Annotated in this window: 19 protein-coding genes; 6 read left to right on the top strand and 13 right to left on the bottom strand. The window is 65.5% G+C overall.

The features are described 5' to 3' along the window. Window positions 1-15: 15 nt before the first annotated feature. From ACE04A_RS10380 to ACE04A_RS10330, 11 genes are all read right to left on the bottom strand, one after another. Complete coding sequence (locus ACE04A_RS10380; protein ID WP_279994773.1) at window positions 16-1,167, bottom strand: ABC transporter substrate-binding protein; 1,152 nt, start codon at window positions 1,165-1,167, stop codon at window positions 16-18. Between the two features lie 186 nt (window positions 1,168-1,353). Then, a complete protein-coding gene (locus tag ACE04A_RS10375; protein ID WP_259252376.1) occupies window positions 1,354-2,082 on the bottom strand; it encodes an SDR family NAD(P)-dependent oxidoreductase in 729 nt (242 codons plus the stop codon). A 35-nt stretch (window positions 2,083-2,117) separates the two neighbouring features. Continuing rightward, the gene (locus tag ACE04A_RS10370; RefSeq protein ID WP_100852969.1) at window positions 2,118-2,903 is read right to left on the bottom strand and encodes a cyclase family protein; all 786 of its coding nucleotides are present in this window, start codon (window positions 2,901-2,903) and stop codon (window positions 2,118-2,120) included. Window positions 2,904-2,995: 92 nt separating this feature from the next. Next, window positions 2,996-4,237, bottom strand: a complete 1,242-nt coding sequence (locus tag ACE04A_RS10365; protein ID WP_259252375.1) for an SDR family NAD(P)-dependent oxidoreductase — start codon at window positions 4,235-4,237, stop codon at window positions 2,996-2,998. Continuing rightward, a complete protein-coding gene (locus ACE04A_RS10360) occupies window positions 4,234-5,403 on the bottom strand; it encodes a thiolase family protein (RefSeq protein ID WP_485820086.1) in 1,170 nt (389 codons plus the stop codon). Before ACE04A_RS10360 ends, ACE04A_RS10365 begins: the two co-directional genes overlap by 4 nt. Beyond that, window positions 5,400-7,049 (bottom strand): AMP-binding protein, encoded by a 1,650-nt coding sequence (locus ACE04A_RS10355; RefSeq protein ID WP_485820085.1) that lies wholly within the window; start codon window positions 7,047-7,049, stop codon window positions 5,400-5,402. Before ACE04A_RS10355 ends, ACE04A_RS10360 begins: the two co-directional genes overlap by 4 nt. Window positions 7,050-7,058: 9 nt before the next feature. Next, window positions 7,059-7,550: an aromatic-ring-hydroxylating dioxygenase subunit beta gene (locus ACE04A_RS10350; RefSeq protein WP_279994780.1), complete on the bottom strand. Its 492-nt coding sequence runs from the start codon at window positions 7,548-7,550 to the stop codon at window positions 7,059-7,061. After that, window positions 7,547-8,866, bottom strand: coding sequence for an aromatic ring-hydroxylating dioxygenase subunit alpha (locus ACE04A_RS10345; protein WP_485820084.1), 1,320 nt, complete (start codon window positions 8,864-8,866; stop codon window positions 7,547-7,549). The genes ACE04A_RS10350 and ACE04A_RS10345 overlap by 4 nt, the downstream gene beginning before the upstream one ends. 30 nt (window positions 8,867-8,896) lie before the next feature. Next, window positions 8,897-9,874 carry a PDR/VanB family oxidoreductase gene (locus ACE04A_RS10340; RefSeq protein ID WP_279994783.1) on the bottom strand — a complete coding sequence of 326 codons (978 nt, stop codon included), beginning with the start codon at window positions 9,872-9,874 and terminating at the stop codon, window positions 8,897-8,899. A 34-nt stretch (window positions 9,875-9,908) separates the two neighbouring features. Beyond that, a complete protein-coding gene (locus ACE04A_RS10335; RefSeq protein ID WP_485820083.1) occupies window positions 9,909-11,453 on the bottom strand; it encodes an indolepyruvate oxidoreductase subunit beta family protein in 1,545 nt (514 codons plus the stop codon). Window positions 11,454-11,466: 13 nt separating this feature from the next. Next, on the bottom strand, window positions 11,467-13,713 hold the full coding sequence (locus tag ACE04A_RS10330; protein WP_279994786.1) for a thiamine pyrophosphate-dependent enzyme: 2,247 nt from the start codon (window positions 13,711-13,713) through the stop codon (window positions 11,467-11,469). A gap of 369 nt (window positions 13,714-14,082) precedes the next feature. Between ACE04A_RS10330 and ACE04A_RS10325 the strand changes: the two genes are divergently transcribed. The 6 genes from ACE04A_RS10325 to ACE04A_RS10300 all read left to right on the top strand — a co-directional run bounded on the left by ACE04A_RS10325 (window position 14,083) and on the right by ACE04A_RS10300 (window position 20,307). Then, the gene (locus ACE04A_RS10325; protein ID WP_259252368.1) at window positions 14,083-14,589 is read left to right on the top strand and encodes a MarR family winged helix-turn-helix transcriptional regulator; all 507 of its coding nucleotides are present in this window, start codon (window positions 14,083-14,085) and stop codon (window positions 14,587-14,589) included. Between the two features lie 201 nt (window positions 14,590-14,790). Next, a complete protein-coding gene (locus tag ACE04A_RS10320) occupies window positions 14,791-16,362 on the top strand; it encodes an ABC transporter substrate-binding protein (protein ID WP_279994788.1) in 1,572 nt (523 codons plus the stop codon). Between the two features lie 67 nt (window positions 16,363-16,429). Continuing rightward, window positions 16,430-17,419, top strand: coding sequence for an ABC transporter permease (locus tag ACE04A_RS10315; protein ID WP_100852959.1), 990 nt, complete (start codon window positions 16,430-16,432; stop codon window positions 17,417-17,419). Beyond that, window positions 17,419-18,333, top strand: coding sequence for an ABC transporter permease (locus ACE04A_RS10310; RefSeq protein WP_259252364.1), 915 nt, complete (start codon window positions 17,419-17,421; stop codon window positions 18,331-18,333). The genes ACE04A_RS10315 and ACE04A_RS10310 overlap by 1 nt, the downstream gene beginning before the upstream one ends. 7 nt (window positions 18,334-18,340) lie before the next feature. Next, complete coding sequence (locus ACE04A_RS10305; protein WP_259252362.1) at window positions 18,341-19,321, top strand: ABC transporter ATP-binding protein; 981 nt, start codon at window positions 18,341-18,343, stop codon at window positions 19,319-19,321. Next, a complete protein-coding gene (locus ACE04A_RS10300) occupies window positions 19,318-20,307 on the top strand; it encodes an ABC transporter ATP-binding protein (RefSeq protein ID WP_259252360.1) in 990 nt (329 codons plus the stop codon). The genes ACE04A_RS10305 and ACE04A_RS10300 overlap by 4 nt, the downstream gene beginning before the upstream one ends. Window positions 20,308-20,402: 95 nt before the next feature. Here ACE04A_RS10300 and ACE04A_RS10295 read toward each other — a convergent pair whose 3' ends face one another. Together ACE04A_RS10295 and ACE04A_RS10290 are read right to left on the bottom strand one after the other, a co-directional pair. After that, complete coding sequence (locus tag ACE04A_RS10295; protein ID WP_259252357.1) at window positions 20,403-20,924, bottom strand: hypothetical protein; 522 nt, start codon at window positions 20,922-20,924, stop codon at window positions 20,403-20,405. Between the two features lie 125 nt (window positions 20,925-21,049). Further along, window positions 21,050-21,175, bottom strand: coding sequence for a hypothetical protein (locus ACE04A_RS10290; RefSeq protein ID WP_448715897.1), 126 nt, complete (start codon window positions 21,173-21,175; stop codon window positions 21,050-21,052). Window positions 21,176-21,189 lie beyond the last annotated feature (14 nt).

Below are 21,189 nucleotides of genomic sequence, written 5' to 3'. Positions count from 1 at the left end.
AAAAGGTCCACGCCGTTACTTCACGAGCGTCCAGTTGCCGTCTTTGACGGTGATGAGCTCGCGGCCGCGGTCATCAAAGCCGCTGTGGTCGGCGGCGCTCATGTTGTAGACGCCCTGCGTGCCCACCAGCTCCTTGGTTTGTTCCAGCGCGTCGCGCAAGGCGCTGCGGAATTCCTTGGTGCCCGGCTTGCCGGCCTTTTCCGCGATGGGTACGGCCTTTTCCAGCAGCAGGCCGGCGTCATAGACGTTGGCGCCGAAGGTGGCGGGCTTGGACCCGTTCAGCTTTTCGTACGCGGCGATGTAGTCGGTGGCGACCTTCTTGGACGGGTTGCTGTCGGGCATTTCCGGCAGCACCAGCATCAGGCTGGCGGCCAGCACCGTGCCTTCGACCTTCTTGCCGCCCAGCTTCAGGAAGTCGGGCAGGGCCGCGCCGTGGGTTTGATAGAACTTGCCCTTGTAGCCTTGATCGAACAGCGTGGTTTGCGGCAGCACGCTGGCGGCGCCGGGGGCGGCTACCAGCACGGCGTCGGGCTTGGCGGCCAGGATCTTCAGCGCCTGGCCCGTGACCGAGCTGTCAAAGCGCAGATAGCGTTCGTTGGCGGTGATCTTGATGCCTTTCTCGGTGGCCAGGCCCGAGAACACCTTGTACCAATTCTCGCCATACGGGTCGTTCAGGCCGATGAAGCCCACCGTCTTGATGCCGGTCTTGGCCATGTGGTCCACCAGCGCGCGGGCGATGATGTCGTCGTTCTGCGTGGTCTTGAACACCCACTTCTTCTGGTCGTTCATGGGCAGGACCACGGCTGCCGTGCCCACCGGCGCCAGCATCGGCACGCCGGCTTCGGCGGCGAACTGGATCACGCCCATGGCGTTGGGCGAGCCCGACGGGCCGATCAGCGCGTCCACCTTCTGTTCCGAAATCAGTTTCTTGAACGCCGTGACCGAGTTGGTGGAATCGCTGGCGTCGTCCAGCGAGATGTATTCCACGGTCAGGTCGCCGATTTTCTTGGGCAGCAACGGCACGGTGTTCTTCTGCGGAATGCCGACCAGCGCGGTCGGGCCCGTGGAAGACGTGACGACGCCGACCTTCATTTGCGCCAAGGCGGGCAGGGCGAACAGGGCGGCAACGGCGGCGGCCGCGGCCAGGGGGAGTTTCTTCGACAGCATGGCAAAACCTCCGGATAGGGAGCAGAGTGGGGGTGCAGCTGAAAAGCGGAGAAAACAGGAACAGCGTGGGGACTGCGGGAATTACTTGTTGCTTAAAATTTCTAACCTGCAAGGATCAGCACTGTAGACGGGCTCTTGGTGCTTACCTATCCGTCAAAACCCGAAGCATGCATGGCGCAAGGCTCGCTAGATGGTGATGGAGCTGACGCTGGCGCCGCCGCAGACGAACAGCGTCTGGCCGGTGACGAAGCTGTTGGCGGGGTCGGCAAAGAACATCACGGCGCGCGCCACGTCGTCGGACCGGCCCAGCCGCTTGACCGGAATGCCGTTGGCCAACTGCTTTTCGCGTTCGCTGCCGGGTTCGATCACTTCGTAGAACATGTCCGTCTGGATGGGGCCGGGCGCCACCACGTTGACCGTGATGCCGTAGGGCGCAAGCTCCAGCGACCAGGTACGCGCCATGCCGACCATGCCGGCCTTGGTGGCCGAATAGGCGGTGCGGGTGGGCAGGCCCAGCGCGCCACGGGACGACATCATCACAATGCGGCCGAAATGACGTTCCTGCATGCCGGGCAGCGCCGCCTGCACCAGGCTGATCGCCGCGCCCAGGTGAATCTGGGTCAGGCCGTGCAGCTCTTCCTGCGTGACCTGCGGCAGCAGGTTCGGCCAGATGACGCCAGCGTTGTGGATCACGTGGCTGATGGGGAATTTGGCGGCCGCCTCCTGGCCCGCCTGCGCGGTGGCGTCGGCGTCCAGCAGGTCCACCTGCATGTTGTGCAGGCGCGGGTGGCTGAAGTCGGCGGCGCGGCGCGCCATCGAAATCACTTCATAGCCGGCATCCAGCATGCTGCGGCAGATCTCGGCGCCAATGCCGGCGCTGCCACCCGTGACCAGCGCTACGTGTTGTTGAGTCATGCGTGTCCTTGGTTACGTTGCCGTCTTCATCGGGCTCAGGCTTTCGGCGCCAGCGCCAGCACGCGCAACGGGCTGCCCGAGCCGCTGCGGATCTTCAGCGGGGCCGAGAAAATCACCGCGCCGGTTGGCGGCAACTGGTCCAGGTTGGTCAGGCACTGCAAGCCGTAGCGGTTGTTGCCGTGCATGTAGTAGTGGCAGGGGTAGGGCGGGTTCAGGTGATGGGCCTGACCGGCATCGGTGCCCACGGATTCCGTGCCGAAGCCATGCACGTCGCGTTCCTTGATCAGCCACGGCACCACGTCCGCGTCGGGGCCGGGCGAGTGCGCGCCGTCTTCCTGCATGTTCAGGTACTCAACCGGCTTGGCGCGCTTGGACCAGTCGGTGCGCATCAGCACCCACGAACGCGCGGGGATGCGGCCATGCTTTTCTTCCCAGGCCTTGACGAAGTCGATGGTCAACAGGAAGTCGGGGTTGTCTCGGGCCTCGGCGGAACAGTCGATGACGCAGGCGCTGGCGATGAAGGCGTCGATGGGTATGGTGTCGACCGTGTTGTCGGGCTGGTCCTTGCCCGACACCCAGTGCGCGGGTGCGTCGAAGTGGGTGCCCGTGTGTTCGGAACACGAGAAATTGTTCCAGTACCAGGCGGGACCGCGCTCGTCATAGCGCGAGATCTCTTCCATGCGGAAGGGCCAGGCCTGGCCGAACTCCGGCGGCAGCACGATGGTGGGGAATTCCGGCGTCAGCGTCTCGGTCAGGTCCACCAGGCCGATGCGGCCGGTGACGAGTTCCGTCATGAATTGGGCAAGAATGTTCTGGCTCATGCTGCGGCTCCTGGGTGTGGGCGCGTCGCTTGCGCGATGCGCCGGAGGGAATCTGGGGCGTTGTCTTGGGGGCAGTGGCGTGGCGGGCGCGGTCAGGCGCCGAGCTCGCGTTCCAGCCCCTTGGGGTTGTCGGCTAGGCGTGCACGGAATTCCTGCGCCACGTCACCCACATACACGTCTTCCACGCCGTCCTTCAGGGCCCGCACGATGGCGGAGGCGATGGCGGCGGGGGCGACGCGCGGCGGCGGCGTGCGCTGTTCCCATTCGTGGTCGACCGGACCGGGGAATACATTCACCACCCGCACGCCCGCGCCGCGCATTTCCGCGCGCAGGCATTGGGCCAGCGACAGCGCGGCGGCCTTCGACGCCGACCACATGCCGCGTGACGGCAGGTTCATGTGCGCGTAGATGGACAGCACGTTGACCCAGGCGGTGGCGTTGTTCACGCCGTCGGCGGCGCGGCCGCACAAGGCGGGGCCGAAGCTTTGCGCCAGGCGCATCAGGCCCAGCACGTTCACGTCCATGGCGTCGCGCGCGGTGTTCACGTCCTTGCGGTACAGCAGGCCGCCTTCGCGTTCCAGGTCGGCCGTGTTCACCAGGATTTCCACCTTGCCGCCGATGGAGGCGGCCAGCCGGTCCACGGAATCGGAGTCGGTTACGTCCAGGGCAACCGACTGCACGCGCGGGTCGGCGGCCAGCGCGTCAAAGGCGGCGTCGCGCTTCCATGCCTGGGCGTCGCCCAGGAATACGGTGGGGCAGCCCGCGTCCAGCAAGGCCCGCGCCACGGCCTGGCCCACGGCGGTCTTGCCGTCGGTGACCAGCGCGCGGCGGAATTTCGGGTCGCACGAGGTCTCGCGCAGGGTCTTGTCGTCTTCCATGTTGGGCGTGTTCCTTTCAGGCAGGGCGATCATCACGGCTTGGCCGCTGCGGTCCAGTTTCAGGGCCAGCCGCACGCGCGCGCCGTCGGCGCAATCCTGGTGCACGTGGGCCACGACCGACGGGCCGGCGTCCATCACCACCGTGCCGACGCGCCAGGGCAGGCGTTCGCGGAAATACAGGTCGTTGCTGTGATGCAAGGTGGTGCTGACCAGCAGCACGCCGTTGGGGTCGGCAGGACGCCAGGGCAGGTGTTCGGACAGGCAATGGCCGCAGACTTCGCGCGGCGGGTATTGCACCGCGCCGCAATCGGCGCAGGTTTGCAAATCAAAGCGGCCTTCGGCGGCGGCGGCCGTCAGCCCCAGCGCCGTGCGGCTGCGTGAGCCGGGCGGCAAGGTGGGCTGGCGGGTGCGCGCAACCGGGTTCTTCCGGGGCGGCTTGGCTAGTGGCTCGGTCATGCGTCGCTCCTTGCCAGGATGGCCGCGGCGGTGCATAGCCCACGGTCGTAATTGATCATGCCGAAACCGCTGACCATGCCGATGCGGGCATCCGGAACTTGCGTGCCGCCCGCCGTGCCGGTCAATTGGCGCAGCGCTTCGACCATGCCCAGGTAGCCGCCGGCGGCGCCCGCCTGGCCCACCGACAACTGGCCGCCGTTGGTGTTGAAGGGAAAGCGGCCGTCCACGGTGAACGTGTGCTCGCGGACGAATGCCGGCGCGGCGCCTTTTTCGCAAAAACCCAGGTCTTCGATCTGCATCAGATTGATGACGGGGTAGTCGTCATAGGCTTGCAGGAAGTCCATGTCGGCCGGCGTGGCCTTGGCCTGGCCGTAGAGTTCGTCCACATCCATGGTCCAGCCGCCGCGCGTCTGGATGGGGTCGTCGGTCCAGGCGTTGTGGCGTTCGATGGTGGACAGGATGCGGGCGTAGGGCAGGTTCAGCGCGCGGGCCTGGTCTTCGCGCATCACCAAAAATGCGTCGGCGCCCGCGCAGGGCATCACGCAGTCGAACAGATGGATGGGGTCGGTGATGACGCGTGCGTCCAGGTACTGCTGCAACGTCAGCGGCTTTTTCATCAGCGCGTGCGGGTAGCGCAGCGCGTTGTCGCGTTGGGCCACGCAAAGCTTGCCGAAGTCTTCGCGCGTGGCGCCCGTCGCGCGCATGTAGTGCGCGGTCAGCAGCGCGAAGCTGGCGTTGGGCCCGCCCGCGCCATAGGGGTAGACGGCGTCCTGAGCAAAGCGCGAGAACTGGCTGACGGTGTTGCGAAACGAGTCGACGTGGTTGGTGTCGCCGGCGATGCAGGCCACGATGTTCGCGTCGCCCGCCTGCACCGCGCGGGCCGCGCGGCGCAAGGCGGCCACGCCGCTGGCGCCGCCCATGGGGATGTGGTCCAGCCAGCGCGGGCTCATGCCCAGGTGCTGAACCAGACCCACCGCGGTGTCGGGCGCCAGCGTGAAGCTGGACACGCACAGGCCGTCGACGTCGGTCTTGGCCACGCCGGATTGCCGGATCAGCGCGCCCAGCGCGCGGCCCAGCCACCAGTGCGCGGCGTGAGTGGAATAGCGTTCGTACGGAATGGTGACGGGCAGGGCCGCCACGATGCCGTCGTATCCCAGGCGGCTCATTTGGCAGACTCCAGGCGGGCAGGCTCCTGGCGCTTTTTCATGGCGTTGGTGTCGATGCAGCGCGCCGTGCCGGGCAAGGTCGGCGCCAGCGTTTTCATTTCGCCGCGCTGGATCTTGTTGGTGGTGGTCAGCGGCAGGCTGTCCACAAAGGCCACGTAGCCGGGCGCCTTGTAATAGGCCAGTTGCTGCAGGCACCACTGCACGATGCCGCGCGCGGCCTCGGCCATGGCGGCGTCATCGGCGGGCAGGGCTTCGGGCACGACGCAGGCCAGCACTTCGTCGCCACGCACCGGGTCGGGCACGGCGGCCACGGCCACGGCCTTGACCAGCGGATGCTGCATCAGCACGCTTTCCACTTCCACGGCCGAGATGTTTTCGCCGCTGCGGCGGATCACATTCTTCTTGCGATCCACGAAGCGCAGCGCGCCGTCGGCTTCGCGGCGCACGATGTCACCGGTGTGGAACCAGCCGTCCTGCCAGGCTTCGTCGGTGGCGGCCTCGTCCTTCAGATACCCGGCAAAGAAGCCGTAGCGCGGGTCGTCGCCCGCGTGGCGCACCAGCAGTTCGCCGGGCTCGCCCACGGCGGCGGGCTGGCCGGCGTCGGTCACGATGCGGACCTGCACATCGTCTTCCTCGCGGCCGAAGCTGCTGGTGCCGATGTAGCGGGGTTCCTGGTTTGCGATGATGACGGCGCCCGCGCCGGTCTCGGTCATGGCCCAGGCTTCCAGCAAGGGGAAGCCGAAGCGCGCTTCAAAAGGCGCGTGCAGGGTGCGGTCCACGCCCGCGCCAAAGCCGAAGCGGATGGCGGGCTGCAAGTCGCGGTCGGACGGCGCGGCCTTCATCAGGATGGCGGGCATCACGCCCAGGTAATGCAGCACGGTGGCGCCGGAGTCGCGCACGCTGTCCCACCAGGTCTTGGGGTGGAAGCGGTCTAGCGGAATCAGGCAGCCGCCCGTCAGCACCATGGCCATGGCGGAATACGCCATGGCGTTCATGTGCACCAGCGGCAGCGGGGTCAGCATGCGCTCCTGACCGGGGCGCAGCGCGGCCAGCCCGCCGATGCGCGCATACCAGCCGCCCGCGTGCAGGAAATAGCGGTTGGGCAGGATGCAGCCCTTGGGGCGGCCCGTGGTGCCGGACGTGTACAGCAGGGCGCATTCGCTCAATTCGGTGGGCGCGGTGTCGGCCAGCGGCGCGGCAAAGGGCGCGGCTGGGGGCGCGTCGTCCGGGCCCATCACACGCAAGGGGCGGCCGGCGCGTTCGGCGGCGGCCATCAGGTCGGCGTGGCGCTGGGGCAGGGCGACGGCCAGGGCGATCTCGGAGTGGCCCGTCAGATACTCAAGTTCGGCCGCGCGCAGGTCCGGGTTGATCGGCACGACCGACACGCCCAGCGCGTTCAACGCGAACCAGTGCAGGAAGAAGGCGGGGCGGTTCTCCAGCAGCAGCCCGACACGATGGCCGTGGCCGTAGCCGGCTGCCGCGTAGGCGGCGCGCAGCGTTTCAATGGCGTCGGCCGCGCGGCCATACGAGAGTTCGCCGGCGGCTATGCCATAGACGTCGGCCGTTTCCGGCAGGATGCACAAGAAGGGCTGGGCGCCGTAACGGGCGGCGGTGTCGCTGAAAGCCTGATGGACGGTGGTGCTCACAAGCCGCTCCTACATGAACAATTGAATGTTGCCAAAGGCGGCATCGCAGTTGACGAGGTCAACGCGTTTCAAGCGAATGCGCAGCGCGCCGTCCTGTTCCACCAGGTGGTGCGTGGTCCAACCGGCAAACAGCGTCTGCGTGTCCTGCCGGGTTTCAACATAGTGAAAGGCGGTGCGCACTACATGGCGGCCTTCGGCGGGCGCGGCGTCAGGGTGGTCGTGCTCCACCGTGGGCGCTTGCAGCAAATGATGGCAGCGGCTTTTGGGCTGCTGCGAAAAGGTGCGCTGGCCGGCAAGGCGTTCCACGCGCACGCGCAGCAACAGCTTGTCTTCGTACATCAGGGAAGCGTGCAGCTTCGGGTCCGTCTGGCCATGCGCCAGCGGCATCCAGTAGTAGCCGTCTTCGGTGTACAGGTTCAGCCAGTCTTCAAAGCGCAGCTCGTCCAAGAGGCGCGCTTCGGCGTAGACAAAATCGATCAACTCGCGGTCGCTTGCGCTCATACCGACTCCGGTCCGGTCATGTAGCGGCCCCATGCGCGGTATTGGTTGCGCATCTGCCATTCGTTGGTGCCGTTGGTGGTGACGTTTTTCTGGCCGGCCTCGTCGGGCGTATACAGCCGGCCCACGTTGACCCAGTCGCGCGCGCGCGAATTCAAGCCGTCTTGCGCGCGTTCGTACATTTCCAGGTCGTCATGGCCGACGACGGACGTGGGCGCGTTGATCAGCCGGTTGTACATCAGCGTGCGTTCCAGCAGCAGGTCGGGCGCGCCCACCAGGCGGAACGTCCAGGACTCGACCAGTGTGCGGTCGGCGGCGATGGGCTTGAAGATGCGCAGCGTCTGGATCGGACCTTTCACCATGATGTTGGGGAAGTACACGGTGTTGTGACGCACGTCGCCCAGGATCTGCTTGGCACGTTCTTCGCCGTAGGCGGCAACCATCGAATCCCAATAGCCCGGCACGCCGGAATACGAGGCGTGGATGGAGTCCGACACGCCGGTATGGCCGTGGCCGTTTTCCCACACCCGGATGCCCATGTTCTCGAAGAATTCATAGGGCGAGATAAACGGCGCGAACAGTTCCACCGCCATGGGCTTGGGGGTGCCTTCGGGTGCCTTCTCCCACACCTTCACGGCCGTGCCCGCCGACGATTCATGCGCCACCATCGGGTGGCAGGTGTCGGTCTGGTTGTCGACCAGCATCTTCCAGTTGCAGCGGTGCATGTAGCGCAACACGCCACCAGCCACTTCCAGGCGGCCTTCGGGTGAGCGGTCCACCATGTTGTCCAGCGTGGACAGCGATTCGCCAAAGAAGTCCTCGAACGACTGGCCTTCCGGGTTCAGTCGGCAGAACACGAAGCCGCGATGGTTCTTCACATCCTTGACGGCCGCCATGCCCTGGCTGGCTTCGCAGTTTTCCAGGCCGGTGTTCTCGTAGCCTTTCTTCAGCGGTATCGACAGCAGGCTGCCGTCGGTCTTGAACGTCCAGGCGTGGTAGGGGCAGCGGAAGAACTTGCCGGTGTTGCCGCAGGCATCGCCCGCCACCATCGTGCCCTTGTGGGGGCAGCGGTTGTGCAGCACGCGCACGCTCTTGTCGCTGTGGCGAACCATCACCACGGGCTGGTTGCCGACGGTGGTGGTGATGTAGTCGCCGTTGTTCGGCACCTGGCTGTCGTGGCCGACGTAGACCCAGGTGTTGGCGTACAGGCGCTCCATTTCCAGGTCGAACAGTTCCTGGTCGATGAACAGGTCCTTGTGCACTTCCGTGTCGCGCAGCAGGGCGCGGATGGCGTCGGGGTTGTCGCGGTATTTGGCCATGGTCGCTTCCTTGTCGTCGGGCCGGCGGCCTTACAGGTCCAGCACCAGGCGCTGCGATTTCGCGCGCGAGATGCAGATCTGGATGATCTTGCCGCTGGCCTTCTCGGTGTCCGAGAGGTAGTAGTCGCGATGGTCGGGTTCGCCTTCCAGCACCGTCGCCTGGCAGACGCCGCATTCGCCGCGCTTGCAGTCGTACATCGGGTCGCAGCCTTCTTCTTCCATGACGTCGACGATGGTCTTGTCGGCGGGGATGGTCAGCGTGCGGCCGGATTGGCGCAGTTCCACTTCAAAGGCTTGGTCGCCGGCTTGCGCGGCGGCGGTGACGAAGAGTTCAAAGTGGATGTGGGCATCCGGCCAATGGCGGGCCTTGGCGCCGGCGATGACGGCGTCGATCAGGCCCTTGGGGCCGCACACGTACAGGTGCTGGCGGGGGTTGGAGGCGGCCAGCAGCGCTTGCAGGTCGAAGCGGCAGGCGGGGTCGTCGTCCGCGTGCACGGTCAGGCTGCTGCCTGCCAGCGCTTCCAGTTCGGGCAGGAAGGCCAGTTGATCCTTGCTGCGGCCACAGTAGTGCAGATGAAAGTCGCGGCCAGCGGCTTTGAGCGCGGCGGCCATGGAGGCAACCGGCGTGATGCCGATGCCGCCCGCGATCAGCACCACGGGCTCGTCGCCTGCCGGGGATTCATGCAGCGGGAAATCGTTCTTGGGGCCTTCGACGCTAAGCGTGGCGCCTTCGGCCAGCGCGTGCATGTGGCGCGATCCGCCCTGGCTGGCTTCCTCCAGCCGCACACCCAGCCGGTATTCCGTGGGCTGCGCGAACTGGCCGGCGTCGGGCGTCAGTTGCACCAGCGAATAGCAGCGCGGTTCGCGCAAGCCCGGCACCGTTACTTTCAGGTGCGCGCCGGGGCCGAAGGCGGGGAGCGGCCCGGCGTCTTCGCGCGCCAGGCGGAAGGATCGGATCAGCGGCGACTCTTGCCGGACTTCGCGGATGATGAGTTTCAGTGTCTGCACGGCGTTTGTCTCTATCGGTATTCGGGTTTTTGGATCAGGCCGCCAGCTTTTCGGCCAGTTGGCGTTCCATGGGGCCGCACTTCTCGTCGGCCAGCGCGGTGTCGCGCAAGGCGCGCAACGAGGCGGCGGCGTCGGGCCGGCCCACCAGTTGCTCGGCCGCCGCAAGCAGTTGGCGATACTTGCCGCCACCGCGCACGTGCGTATCGCTATAGCCCTTGACCAGGCGGCGGCAGTTGACGGCTTCAACCGCCAGCGCGTAGTCCCGTGGCACCAGCCGGGCAATCAGGCCCAGCCATTGCCGCAAGCCTTCGGCTTCGATCTGATGGCGCAGCGTGCGACGGCGAAAGCGGCGCATGCCGGCCAGCGAATACAGCATCAGAAACCCGCTCAGCGTGCCGCTTTGCATCAGCCGGCCCTTGCCCAGACGGCGTTCCACAAAGCCGCCGAAGGACTTGGAATTTTCCAGCCAGCGGCCCAGGCCCGTGGGCAAGGTGCCGCAGATTTCTTCCAGGCGCGGGTGCATGTAGTCGGTGGTCATCACCAGTTGATCCGGCCGTGCACCCACTTCGTTTCGCACCCGTTCAAAGCGCGTGCCACGTGTTTTCAGATCGGCCACGCGGATCACGTCGTCATAGGCCATGGCGGTGGCGACGTAGCGCGCGGCGGCACAGGTCAGCGCCCAGCCTTGGGCGTCGCCGCCGTGTTGCGCATCCAGGTCGCGTAGCGCCTTCATGTGGCGCAGATAGTCGGCGGCGTAGGCGGCGTCCTGGAATTCAAGCTGGCGGCGCACGCCGGCCGTCAGCATGGGCTGCGCGCAGGCGGGGAAGTCGCGCTTGATGGTGTCCAGCAGCGCTTGCGTCTTCGGGCTGGCGGCGCGTTCGGGCACGTCGGGCACGGGGCGCGTCAGGTCGATGGCGGCGGGTTGGGCGGGCGCCTGATGCGCCGCGTCGAAACCCAGCGCGAAGGCGCGCAGGCTGGCGTCCACGCCCAGTCCGGCGCGGCGCACGGTGGCTTCGAAATCTTCGCGCGTGAAGGGCAGTGAGCCGCTGCCGGCCACCGCGCCAAACAGGCTGGCGCTGATGACGCTGCCGGCGCGGTCGGCCAGGTCTTGCAGGTCGAAACACAGGAAGCGCTTGGCGGCGGCGCGGCCGGCTTCCAGCACCTTGTTGGGGTCGGCAATGCCGTTGCCGGGCGCGGACTTTTCGCTGACGGCGTAGCTGCGATGCGACGAGGACAGCAGTACGGTGCGTTCCGGCGTGACCAGGCCGCGCTGGATGGCGCGGCCGCCTTCCATCAGTTCAGCGGCCACCACCAGGTCCACGTCGCCCGGCGTGGGCATCAAGGCCAACGCGGGCGCGCGGCCGGCGCTTGCCACGTCGGCTTCGGGCAGCAGTTCCAGGTAGTAGATGGTGGCGCCGGTGCGCTGCGCCACGCCGGGCACCGAGGTGGTCTGCGCCCACCAGCCGGCGTGCTCGGCCATGTCGACGATCCAGTCGGCCCCCCCCCCGCCGCCCTGGCCGCCCATGGCCAGGATGGCGATCTTGATCGGGTTGCCTTGCTGCATTGCCACCGGGTTCATGAAGGGCTTGTCCTTACAGGGCGTATTGAGCCAGCCGCGCTGCGCGGCGGCGTTGCAGGAAACCGATGACCGCGCCGCGCACGCGCGCCAGGAAGCGGTCGGTGCCGGTTGGGTTGTGCACGATGTCGGCGCGGTAGAAAGACGGGCACAGCACGGCGGCATGGGCCACTTCGCCGCAGTTGCCGCAGCCCACGCAACTGCTTTCCACGTGCGCCACGGGGTCTTCCTTCAAGGGGTCGCCGCTGTCCTTGACCGACAAGGACGGGCAGCCCGACAGCCGGATACAGGCGTGGTCGCCGGTGCAGACGTCGGGGTCCACGCCAAAGCGTTCCTTGACCATGCGGCGGCCTTCCTTGACAGCCTTGTTGAACAGCGGCTTCACGCGGCGCTGCTTGTTCAGCATGCATTCTGACTGCGCAATGATGACCTTCGGGCCCTTGATGTCGGTGGTCAGCGCTTCTTCGATCGTGGCGCGGACCTTGGCCACGTCATACGTGCGGTCCAGCGTGCGCACCCACTTCACGCCCACGCCGCGCACGGCATGGTCGATGGGGTTGTTGGTGGACCGGTCGGGGTTGTCGGCGCGTGACGACAGGATGTCCTGCCCGCCCGTGGCCGAGGCGTAGAAGTTGTCGACGATGACGATGACGCCGTCGTACTTGTTGAAGACCGCGTTGCCAATGCCGGACGACAAGCCGTTATGCCAGAAGCCGCCATCACCCATGATCGAGATGGGCCGCTTGGCGGCGGGCACGTTGAACGCCGCCGCGCTGGACGCGCCCAGCCCGTAGCCCATGGTGGTGGCGCCCAGGTTGAAGGGCGGCAGGATGGAAAACAGGTGGCAGCCGATGTCGCAGGAAATATGGTGCTGGCCCAGCGTTTCCTGCGCCAGCGTCAACGCGGAAAAGATGGGGCGTTCGGGACAGCCCGTACAGAAGCCGGCGGGGCGCGGCGGCACCACCGACGCCAGGCCCTGCACCTGCTTGTGGAAGGTGATGGGCTGTTCGACCGGTTTGGTGGGCGGAGTGGCAGGCTTCGGTCGCGAGACTTCCGTGATTTCCAGTTGGCGGGTTGCGGCTTGTGCTTCGGCCTGTGCATCCACCGCCACTGCCGCATGCGTCTGTAGCGATTCGGGGCGATGGCGCTTCAGGAATTCGCGCAGACCGTCACGCATCACCTGCGTGGTGTATTCGCCCGCCATCGGCAGCACGTCCTTGCCGGACAGATGCGTGTCGATGCCCGCCTTGCGCAGCACGGCATGCAGGTTCTGTTCGATGTAATCGGGCTGGCCTTCTTCCAGCAGCAGCACGGCGCGCTTGCCGCGGCAGAACTCGGTGACCTCGTCTTCGATGACGGGATAGGTCACGTTCATGACGTAAAGCGGAATGCGGCTGTTGCCGAAGTTGTCGGCCAGGCCCAAGAGTTGCAGCGAGCGGATGACGCCGTTGTACAGGCCGCCTTGCAGGATCAGGCCGATGTCGTTCTGGTCGCCGTCAAAGTGCTCGTTCAGCTTGTGCTCTTTGATGTAGCGGATGGCGGCGGGCCAGCGATCCTTGATCTTTTCCTGTTCGTGCAGGAAGGACGCGGGCGGCAGCACGATGCGGCTGGTGTCGCGCGCCGGGCTTTCCAGCGCCTGGGCCAGCGAGAACGTCGGCCGCTTGTTTTCCTTGGCGATGAAGCGGCCATGCACGTGGCAGCCGCGAATTCGTAGTTGCAGCATGACCGGCGTCTTGCTGGCTTCCGACAATTCAAAGCCGTCTTCCACGGCCTTGACCATGCTTTCCAGGTTGGGGCGCGGGTCCAGCAGCCAGATCTGCGATTTCATGGCGAACGCATGCGAGCGTTCCTGCATGATGGACGAGCCTTCGCCGTAGTCTTCGCCCACGATGACCAGCGCGCCGCCCGTGACGCCGCCTGATGCCAGGTTGGCCAGCGCGTCCGAAGCCACGTTGGTGCCCACGGTGGACTTCCACGTGACGGCGCCGCGTATCGGGTACATGACGGACGCGGCCAGCGTGGCGGCGGCGGTGGCTTCCGAGGCGCTGGCCTCGAAGTGCACGCCGAGCTCTTGCAGGATCTCGTTGGCGTCCGCCAGCACGTCCATCAGGTGCGAGATGGGTGAACCCTGGTAGCCCGCCACATAGCCCACGCCCGATTGCAGCAAGGCCTTCGTGACGGCAAGTATGCCTTCGCCGCGAAACTCTTCGCCGGCGCCAATTCGCAACTGCTGGACTTCTTTCTTGAAAGACCTTTCAGCCATCTCGAACTCCTGGTCGGGCCGGCTTACCGGTCCTCAAGCCTTGCTGCCGTGCAGCATCGTCGTGTCACGAAATTTCCGTCTAAAAAATACTTTAGGAGTCAACGTTTTAGCTGTCAACAAAAAAGATGAAATTTCATGGAAATCAAAAAATATCACGCGAAAACAAGGATGTATATACTGGTTGTTCTCTAGCTACCTGCCGTGTTTTCATCCCCGGCATGGTGCAAAAACGGGTTGCGATTCGGGGTATACCCTGTGCTGCGCAACAGCATTGCGGCACAACATGGCGCGCGTTTGCGCCGTCGTGGTGCAATGCGCTTTCCGGCCCTGGGCCGTTCACGAAATTCCGGTGCGTGGGAGCACAGCAACATGCGGTTGGACAAGCAGCGGGACACACTTCTGACCGGTCGCGGTACGTCGGGGCCGCGTTTTGTTGACGGCTACCTGGCCTATCTGCTGGCGCAGGCCAGCCAGCGCATCTCGGCCGAATTTCATTTGCAGGTGAAGGCGGCCGGGTTGTCGGTGACTGAATGGCGGGTGCTGGCCAGCCTGGAAGGCAGCCCCGGCGAAACCATCGGCACCCTGGCGGTGCTGGCCATCACCAAGCAGCCCACCTTGAGCAAGGTGGTGCAGCGCATGGAAGCCGATGGCCTGGTGGCACGCACGGGCGTGCGGGCCGACCGCCGGCAAACGCGCGTGTGCATCACCACCAAGGGCACCAACCTGATCGCCGGCTTGTGCGAGCAGGCCTTGCAGCATCAGAAAGCGGTGCTGGCGCCATTCGGCGAAGAAAAAGCGGCGCTGCTGATCGACATGCTGGAAGTGCTGATGACCGAGCACGTGCCGCTGGAGTTGCCGATCGACGACGAGGAATGAGCAGCGAGGCATCCTCGTCCGTTGCATCGGCGCACTCGAACGCTGTTCGACCCAATTATTTTGTTACTTGCATATACGTCCCTTAATAGATCTTCCTCTGTGAAAAGGGGTCACGGTACGCATAAACCCTGAATTGACGGGGGTCTTGGCGCTAGGCACACTCGCGCCGGTATTCAGACTAATGTCAGGAGTTAACCCACTATGCGCCGCACTTTGATTGCTATCGCGATCGCCGCCGCCGTGGCCGTGCCCTCGATCGGGCAGGCCAAGACTTTCCGTTGGGCCGCCCAGGGCGACATTCTTACGTTCGACCCGCACTCGCAAAACGAGGGCATGACGATCGCCGCCAACAGCTACATCTACGAACCGCTGGTGGACTACGACAAGACGTTCAAGGTGGTGCCGCGCCTGGCCACGGAATGGGAACAACTGTCGCCGACCCTGTACCGCTTCAAGCTGCGCCCCGGCGTGAAGTTCCATGACGGCGCCGCCTTCACGGCGGACGACGCGGTGTTCTCGATTCACCGCGCCATGGCGCCCACGTCGAACTACAAGGCCTACACGACCGGCATCAAGGAAGCACGCAAGATTGACGACCTGACGATCGAGATCGAAACGTCGGCGCCCAACCCCGTGCTGCTGCGCCAACTGACCAACGTGTTCATCATGAACAAGGCCTGGTCGGAAAAGAACAACATCGCCAAGCCGCAGGACTACGTCAACAAGGAAGAGACCTTCGGCGCGCGCAACACCAACGGCACCGGCCCGTACAAGCTGAAGACGCGCGAAGTGGACGTGCGCACCGTCTTTGAAGAAAACAAGGACTGGTGGAACAAGGCCGGCAAGGTTGGCAACGTGACCGAAGTGGTGTTCACGCCGATCAAGCAGAACGCCACCCGCACCGCCGCGCTGCTGTCGGGCGAAATCGACTTCGTGCTGGACCCCGCCGCGCAAGATCTGGAACGCCTGCGCCAGGCGCAGAAAGTGGTGGAAGGCAACGAATACCGCACCATCTACCTGGGCCTGGACCAGAAGCGTCCGGAGTTGCAGTACTCGAACATCAAGGGCAAGAACCCGTTCCAGGACATCCGCGTGCGTGAAGCGCTGTACCGCGCCATCGACGTGGACGCCATCAAGCGCGCCGTGATGCGTGGCCTGTCCGCGCCCACCGGCACGATGATTGCGCCGCAGGTGCATGGCTGGTCGGAATCGGTGCACAAGCGCGTGCCCTACGACCCCGCAAAATCCCGCGCGCTGCTGAAGGAAGCCGGCTACGACGGCACCCTGAACTTCACGCTGGACTGCCCCAACAACCGCTACATCAACGACGAAGCCATCTGTCAGGCGGTGGTTGGCATGTGGGCCAAGGTGGGCGTGAAGGCCACGATGAACGCCATGCCGCGTTCCACGTACTTCCCCAAGGTGCAGTCGTTTGACACCAGCGCCTACCTGTTCGGCTGGGGCGTGCCCACGTTCGACGCCATGTACTCGTTGCAGAACCTGATCCGCACCAAGGGTGAGGGCGCCGACGGCATGTACAACCTGGGCGGCTACAGCAACAAGGAACTTGACGTGATCATCGATCGCATCAAGACCGAGACCGATCCGGCCAAGCGCGACGCCGACATCATCACCGTGCTGCAAGGGCACGCCAAGGACTTCGGGCATATCCCGCTGCATGACCAGGTCATCCCCTGGGCGATGCGCAAGAACGTCACGGTCATCCACCGTGCCGACAATCGCCTTGTTGCCGATTGGGTCAAGGTTGACTGATCCCGGCTAACCAGACGGCGTGGAGCCTACCCGGCTCCCGCCGTTTTGCTTTTGGTTTTTCCCGCCTATGTTTGCTTTCATACTGCGTCGCCTGTTGCAGGCCGTAGCGGTGATGCTCACCGTCGCGCTACTGGCCTTTGTGCTTTTTCAATACGTCGGCGACCCTGTCACCATCATGCTGGGGCAGGACGCCACCGATGCCGAGCGCATCGAGCTGCGTGAGCGCCTGGGGCTGAACGAGCCCGCCATCGTTCAATTCGGCCATTTCGTGGCCAACGCCGCGCAAGGAAATTTCGGCATCTCCCTGCGTCAGAGCGAACCCGTTTCCACCCTGTTGAAATCCCGCTTGCCGGCCACGCTTGAGCTATCCATGGTGGCGGCCTTGCTGGCCTTGGTAGTGGGCGTGCCGCTGGGCGTGTACACCGCGCTCAAGCGCAACAGCCTGGTGTCCCAGATGCTGCTGGCCGGATCCTTGTTGGGCGTATCGCTGCCCACCTTCCTGATCGGCATCCTGCTGATCCTGGTGTTCTCCGTGCAACTGGGCTGGTTGCCCAGCTACGGCCGAGGCGAAACCGTCGCCGTGGGCTGGTGGACGTCGGGCCTGTTCACGGCCACCGGCTGGAAGCACCTGATCCTGCCGTCCATTACCTTGTCGCTCTTCCAGATGACGCTGGTGCTGCGCCTGGTGCGTTCGGAAATGCTGGAAGTGCTGCGGTCGGACTACATCAAGTTCGCCCGCGCCCGGGGCTTGAAGCGCCGCGCCATCCACTTCGGCCATGCGCTGAAGAACACAATGGTGCCCGTCATTACGATTACCGGCTTGCAGTTGGGCGGCATCATCGCCTTCGCCATCGTCACGGAAACCGTGTTCCAGTGGCCGGGCATGGGCTTGCTGTTCATCCAGGCGGTGCAATTCGCCGACGTGCCGGTCATGGCCGCGTACCTGTGCCTGATCGCGCTGGTGTTCGTGGTGATCAACCTGGTTGTCGATCTTCTTTATTTTGTCGTAGACCCGCGCTTGCGTTCGGGGATGACTCGCGCCGGGGGGGCTCACTGATGCGCGCCGTACTCAAACGCTGGTGGGACAGCGACATTGCCTGGGCCTGGCGCCGGGCGCCCGTGGCCATTCTGGCGACGCTGCTGTTGGCAATCTTGCTGATCGGCTCGTTCGGCGCCGGCTGGGTCGCGCCGCACAACCCCTTCGACCTGACCACGGTAGAACTGCTGGACGCCTTGTTGCCGCCCGCCTGGGAGGACAACGGCCAGGCCAACTATCTGCTGGGCACCGACAGCCAGGGCCGCGATCTGTTCTCGGCCATTCTGTATGGCACCCGCGTATCGCTCTTGATCGGGCTGGCGTCGGTGCTGCTGTCGATGCTGATCGGCATTGTGCTGGGCCTGATCTCGGGCTACGCGGGCGGACGCATCGACGCCTTCATCATGCGTGTGGCGGACGTGCAGTTGTCGTTCCCCGCCATTCTGATTGCGCTGTTGATCGATGGCGTGGCGCGGGCCGCGGTGCCGCGCGACATGCATGAACTGATCGCGTTCCCCGTGCTGATCGGCGCCATCGCGCTGGCCGGCTGGCCGCAGTACGCACGCACGGTGCGCGGTTCCACGCTGGTGGAGAAGAACCGCGAATACGTGCAGGCGGCGCGCGTGATCGGCGTGGCTTCGCCCGTGATCATGTTCCGCCACGTGCTGCCCAATGTGCTGGGGCCGGTGCTGGTGCTGGCCACGGTGCACCTGGCCACCGCCATCATCACCGAGGCGACGCTGTCGTTCCTGGGGGTGGGCGTTCCGCCGACCGCGCCGTCGCTGGGCACGCTGATCCGTATCGGCAACGACTTCCTGTTTTCCGGCGAATGGTGGATCACCATTTTCCCGGGCGCGGCGCTGGTGCTGCTGGTGCTGTCGGTCAACCTACTGGGTGACTGGCTGCGCGATGCGCTCAACCCGCGGCTGAATTGAGGTAACCATGAGCGCACTCCTAGAAGTCCGCAACCTGCGCGTGGAATTTCCCACGCGCCGCGGCACGCTACGCGCCCTGGACGACGTGTCCTTCTCCATCCAGGCCGGAGAAGTGCTGGGCGTGGTGGGGGAATCGGGCGCGGGCAAATCGCTGACCGGCGCGTCCATCATCGGCCTTTTGGAACCCCCGGGGCGCATTGCCGCGGGTGAAATCCTGCTGGCGGGCCGCCGCATCGACAACCTGCCCGACGAGCAGATGCGCCGCGTGCGCGGCCGCGAAATCGGCGCGGTGTTCCAAGACCCGCTGACGTCCTTGAACCCGCTGTACACGGTGGGCCGGCAATTGGCAGAAACCATCGTCACGCACCTGGACATGACATGGTCGCAGGCGCGCAACCGCGCGGTGGAATTGCTGGCGTCCACCGGCATTCCGGCCGCGCGCGAACGCATCGACCACTATCCGCACCAGTTCTCGGGCGGCATGCGCCAACGGGTGGTGATCGCGCTGGCACTGGCGGCCGAGCCCAAGCTGGTGGTGGCCGACGAACCGACGACCGCGCTGGACGTATCCATTCAGGCGCAGATCATTGAACTGCTGAAACGGCTGTGCCGCGAGCATGGCACGGCGGTGATGCTGATCACGCACGACATGGGCGTGATCGCTGAAACCGCCGACCGCGTGGCGGTGATGTACGCGGGCCGCGTGGCCGAGATCGGGCCGGTGGCCGACGTGATCCACAAACCGCGACATCCGTATACGTCGGGGCTGATGGGGTCGATTCCGTCCATGGACGGACACACGGAACGGCTGGTGCAGATTGACGGCAGCATGCCTCGGCTGAACGCCATTCCGCCGGGCTGTGCGTTCAACCCGCGTTGCGGCCAGCGCTTGCCGCGCTGCGCGACCGAGCGCCCCGAATTGATGCCGGCGGGCACGTCCCGCGCGGCCTGTTGGTTGCATGACGATAAAACGATGGTGGCCGCATGAGCACGCCCTTGGTGGAAGTTAAAGACGCGGCGCGCTGGTTCGATGTGTCGCCGCCCTGGCTGGAACGCAAGCTGGCCGGCAAGCCGCGCGTGATGCTGCGCGCGGTGGACGGCGTGTCGTTCGACATCGCGCGCGGCGAAACGCTGGCGCTGGTGGGCGAATCGGGCTGTGGAAAATCCACGGTCGCGCGCATGCTGGTGGGCCTGTACGGGCTGACGCGCGGCGATATCCGTTTCGATGGCCAGCCGTTGTCGCGGATGTCTGAGAAAGGCGGGCGCAACTTGCGCAAGCGCTTGCAGATGATTTTCCAGGATCCCTATGCCAGCCTGAACCCGCGCTGGCGCGTGGGCCGCATCATTGCGGAGCCGATGCTGACGCATACGCAGATGACGGCCGACGAGCGGGTGGCCCGCGTCAGCGAACTGCTCAAGCAGGTGGGCCTGGACCCGGCGGACCAGGGCCGCTATCCGCACCAGTTTTCAGGCGGCCAGCGGCAACGCATTTCGATTGCGCGGGCGCTGGCGGTGAACCCGGAATTCCTGGTGTGCGACGAGCCTACCTCGGCGCTGGATGTGTCGGTGCAGGCGCAGGTGCTGAACCTGATGAAAGACCTGCAGCGCGAGCTGGGGCTGACCTACCTGTTCATTTCGCACAACCTGGCGGTGGTGCATCACGTGGCCGACCGGGTGGGCGTGATGTACCTGGGCCGCATGGTGGAAGTGGCGCCGCGCGACGAGCTGTTCGCGCGGCCACGGCATCCGTATACGCGCATGCTGCTGGAAGCCATTCCGGACATCAACGGGGCCGGAAAATCGCGCACGGCGGTGGCGGGGGAGGTGCCGAACCCGTTGAATCCGCCATCAGGGTGCACGTTTCATCCGCGTTGCCCGCATGCGAATGACCGGTGCCGGGCCGAAGCACCGGTGGCGATGCTGGCGGGGGTTTCAGTCGTGGCGTGCCACGCGGTGGAGGAAGGCCGCGCGTAAATGCAGGGCGGGCCGGAGGTGGAGGGGCGCGCCGCAATAGCGCGCCGGAGGGTCGCGCGTGGGCCGTCAGGGCCAACGCCGACCCCGCCCAAGTTTCAGTGGCGGGGCTCGTGGACCGAGTCATACGGCGTGTCGTCGTCCTCGTCATCTTCATCGTCTTCGTCCTCTTCGTCTTCCTGCGCGGTCGGATCCGGCTGCGGTTCCTCGGTCAGGGCGAAGGGCAGGACGTCTTCCAGAGTGTCGGACCACGCGGACTCTTCGCCGTCGTGGTCCAGCTTGATGAAGCGTTCGCCTTCATTCAAAGAAATTTGCACGGCCCACAGGTAGAGGCAATCGTAGGTGTCGTCATCGGCATGCGGCAGGCCGCCGCGATTGCCCAGCAGGCGCGAGCCCGCGCCGCCCATCTGCACGTGGGTCTGCTCTTCGTCCGCTTCGGCGCCTTCGTCCAGCGGGACACCGAACGTGACCCACTCGGTGCCTTCGTCGCCCAGGATCACTTCGGCCAGCACGGGCTTGCCCAGGTAGGCGCTGAGCGCATCGGCGGTCTTGGCCAGCATGTCCAGTTCGGGTGCACTGAAATGGGTCACGGAGGCGGGGGGAGTGGCAGAGGCGGACATGAAGGGGATTCCTGGGCGCGATGAAGCCGCGACGGCACGGCAAGATACATAAAGTCAGGCGCTATTGTCGCGCGATCGGCGTTGCGTTGCATCAGGCGCTTGGATGACGCGGCGTGACAAGGCTGTCAGGCCGGCGTGGGCGTGGGGCGCAATCGTGTTTCAGGCGTAATGCCCTGCGCCTTCTCTTGCCCTTCCTTCTGGCGGTATTGCCAGGCTTGCGGCGGTATCCAGATGGCGGATGGCGGTGACACACGGTCATTCGAAC

This window comes from Achromobacter colocynthidis (assembly GCF_057334535.1).
The sequence above is the reverse complement of the archived record's forward strand: the minus strand, read 5'-3'. Positions and strand labels throughout refer to the sequence as shown.

Coding starts and splice junctions, on each gene's coding strand:
- ACE04A_RS10325 (WP_259252368.1), top strand. CDS start 14,083: ATGCGGTTGGACAAGCAGCGGGACACACTTCTGACCGGTCGCGGTACG.
- ACE04A_RS10300 (WP_259252360.1), top strand. CDS start 19,318: ATGAGCACGCCCTTGGTGGAAGTTAAAGACGCGGCGCGCTGGTTCGAT.
- ACE04A_RS10365 (WP_259252375.1), bottom strand. CDS start 4,237: ATGACCGAGCCACTAGCCAAGCCGCCCCGGAAGAACCCGGTTGCGCGC.
- ACE04A_RS10370 (WP_100852969.1), bottom strand. CDS start 2,903: ATGAGCCAGAACATTCTTGCCCAATTCATGACGGAACTCGTCACCGGC.
- ACE04A_RS10295 (WP_259252357.1), bottom strand. CDS start 20,924: ATGTCCGCCTCTGCCACTCCCCCCGCCTCCGTGACCCATTTCAGTGCA.
- ACE04A_RS10330 (WP_279994786.1), bottom strand. CDS start 13,713: ATGGCTGAAAGGTCTTTCAAGAAAGAAGTCCAGCAGTTGCGAATTGGC.
- ACE04A_RS10345 (WP_485820084.1), bottom strand. CDS start 8,866: ATGGCCAAATACCGCGACAACCCCGACGCCATCCGCGCCCTGCTGCGC.
- ACE04A_RS10350 (WP_279994780.1), bottom strand. CDS start 7,550: ATGAGCGCAAGCGACCGCGAGTTGATCGATTTTGTCTACGCCGAAGCG.
- ACE04A_RS10375 (WP_259252376.1), bottom strand. CDS start 2,082: ATGACTCAACAACACGTAGCGCTGGTCACGGGTGGCAGCGCCGGCATT.
- ACE04A_RS10305 (WP_259252362.1), top strand. CDS start 18,341: ATGAGCGCACTCCTAGAAGTCCGCAACCTGCGCGTGGAATTTCCCACG.
- ACE04A_RS10320 (WP_279994788.1), top strand. CDS start 14,791: ATGCGCCGCACTTTGATTGCTATCGCGATCGCCGCCGCCGTGGCCGTG.
- ACE04A_RS10315 (WP_100852959.1), top strand. CDS start 16,430: ATGTTTGCTTTCATACTGCGTCGCCTGTTGCAGGCCGTAGCGGTGATG.
- ACE04A_RS10380 (WP_279994773.1), bottom strand. CDS start 1,167: ATGCTGTCGAAGAAACTCCCCCTGGCCGCGGCCGCCGCCGTTGCCGCC.
- ACE04A_RS10310 (WP_259252364.1), top strand. CDS start 17,419: ATGCGCGCCGTACTCAAACGCTGGTGGGACAGCGACATTGCCTGGGCC.
- ACE04A_RS10360 (WP_485820086.1), bottom strand. CDS start 5,403: ATGAGCCGCCTGGGATACGACGGCATCGTGGCGGCCCTGCCCGTCACC.
- ACE04A_RS10335 (WP_485820083.1), bottom strand. CDS start 11,453: ATGAACCCGGTGGCAATGCAGCAAGGCAACCCGATCAAGATCGCCATC.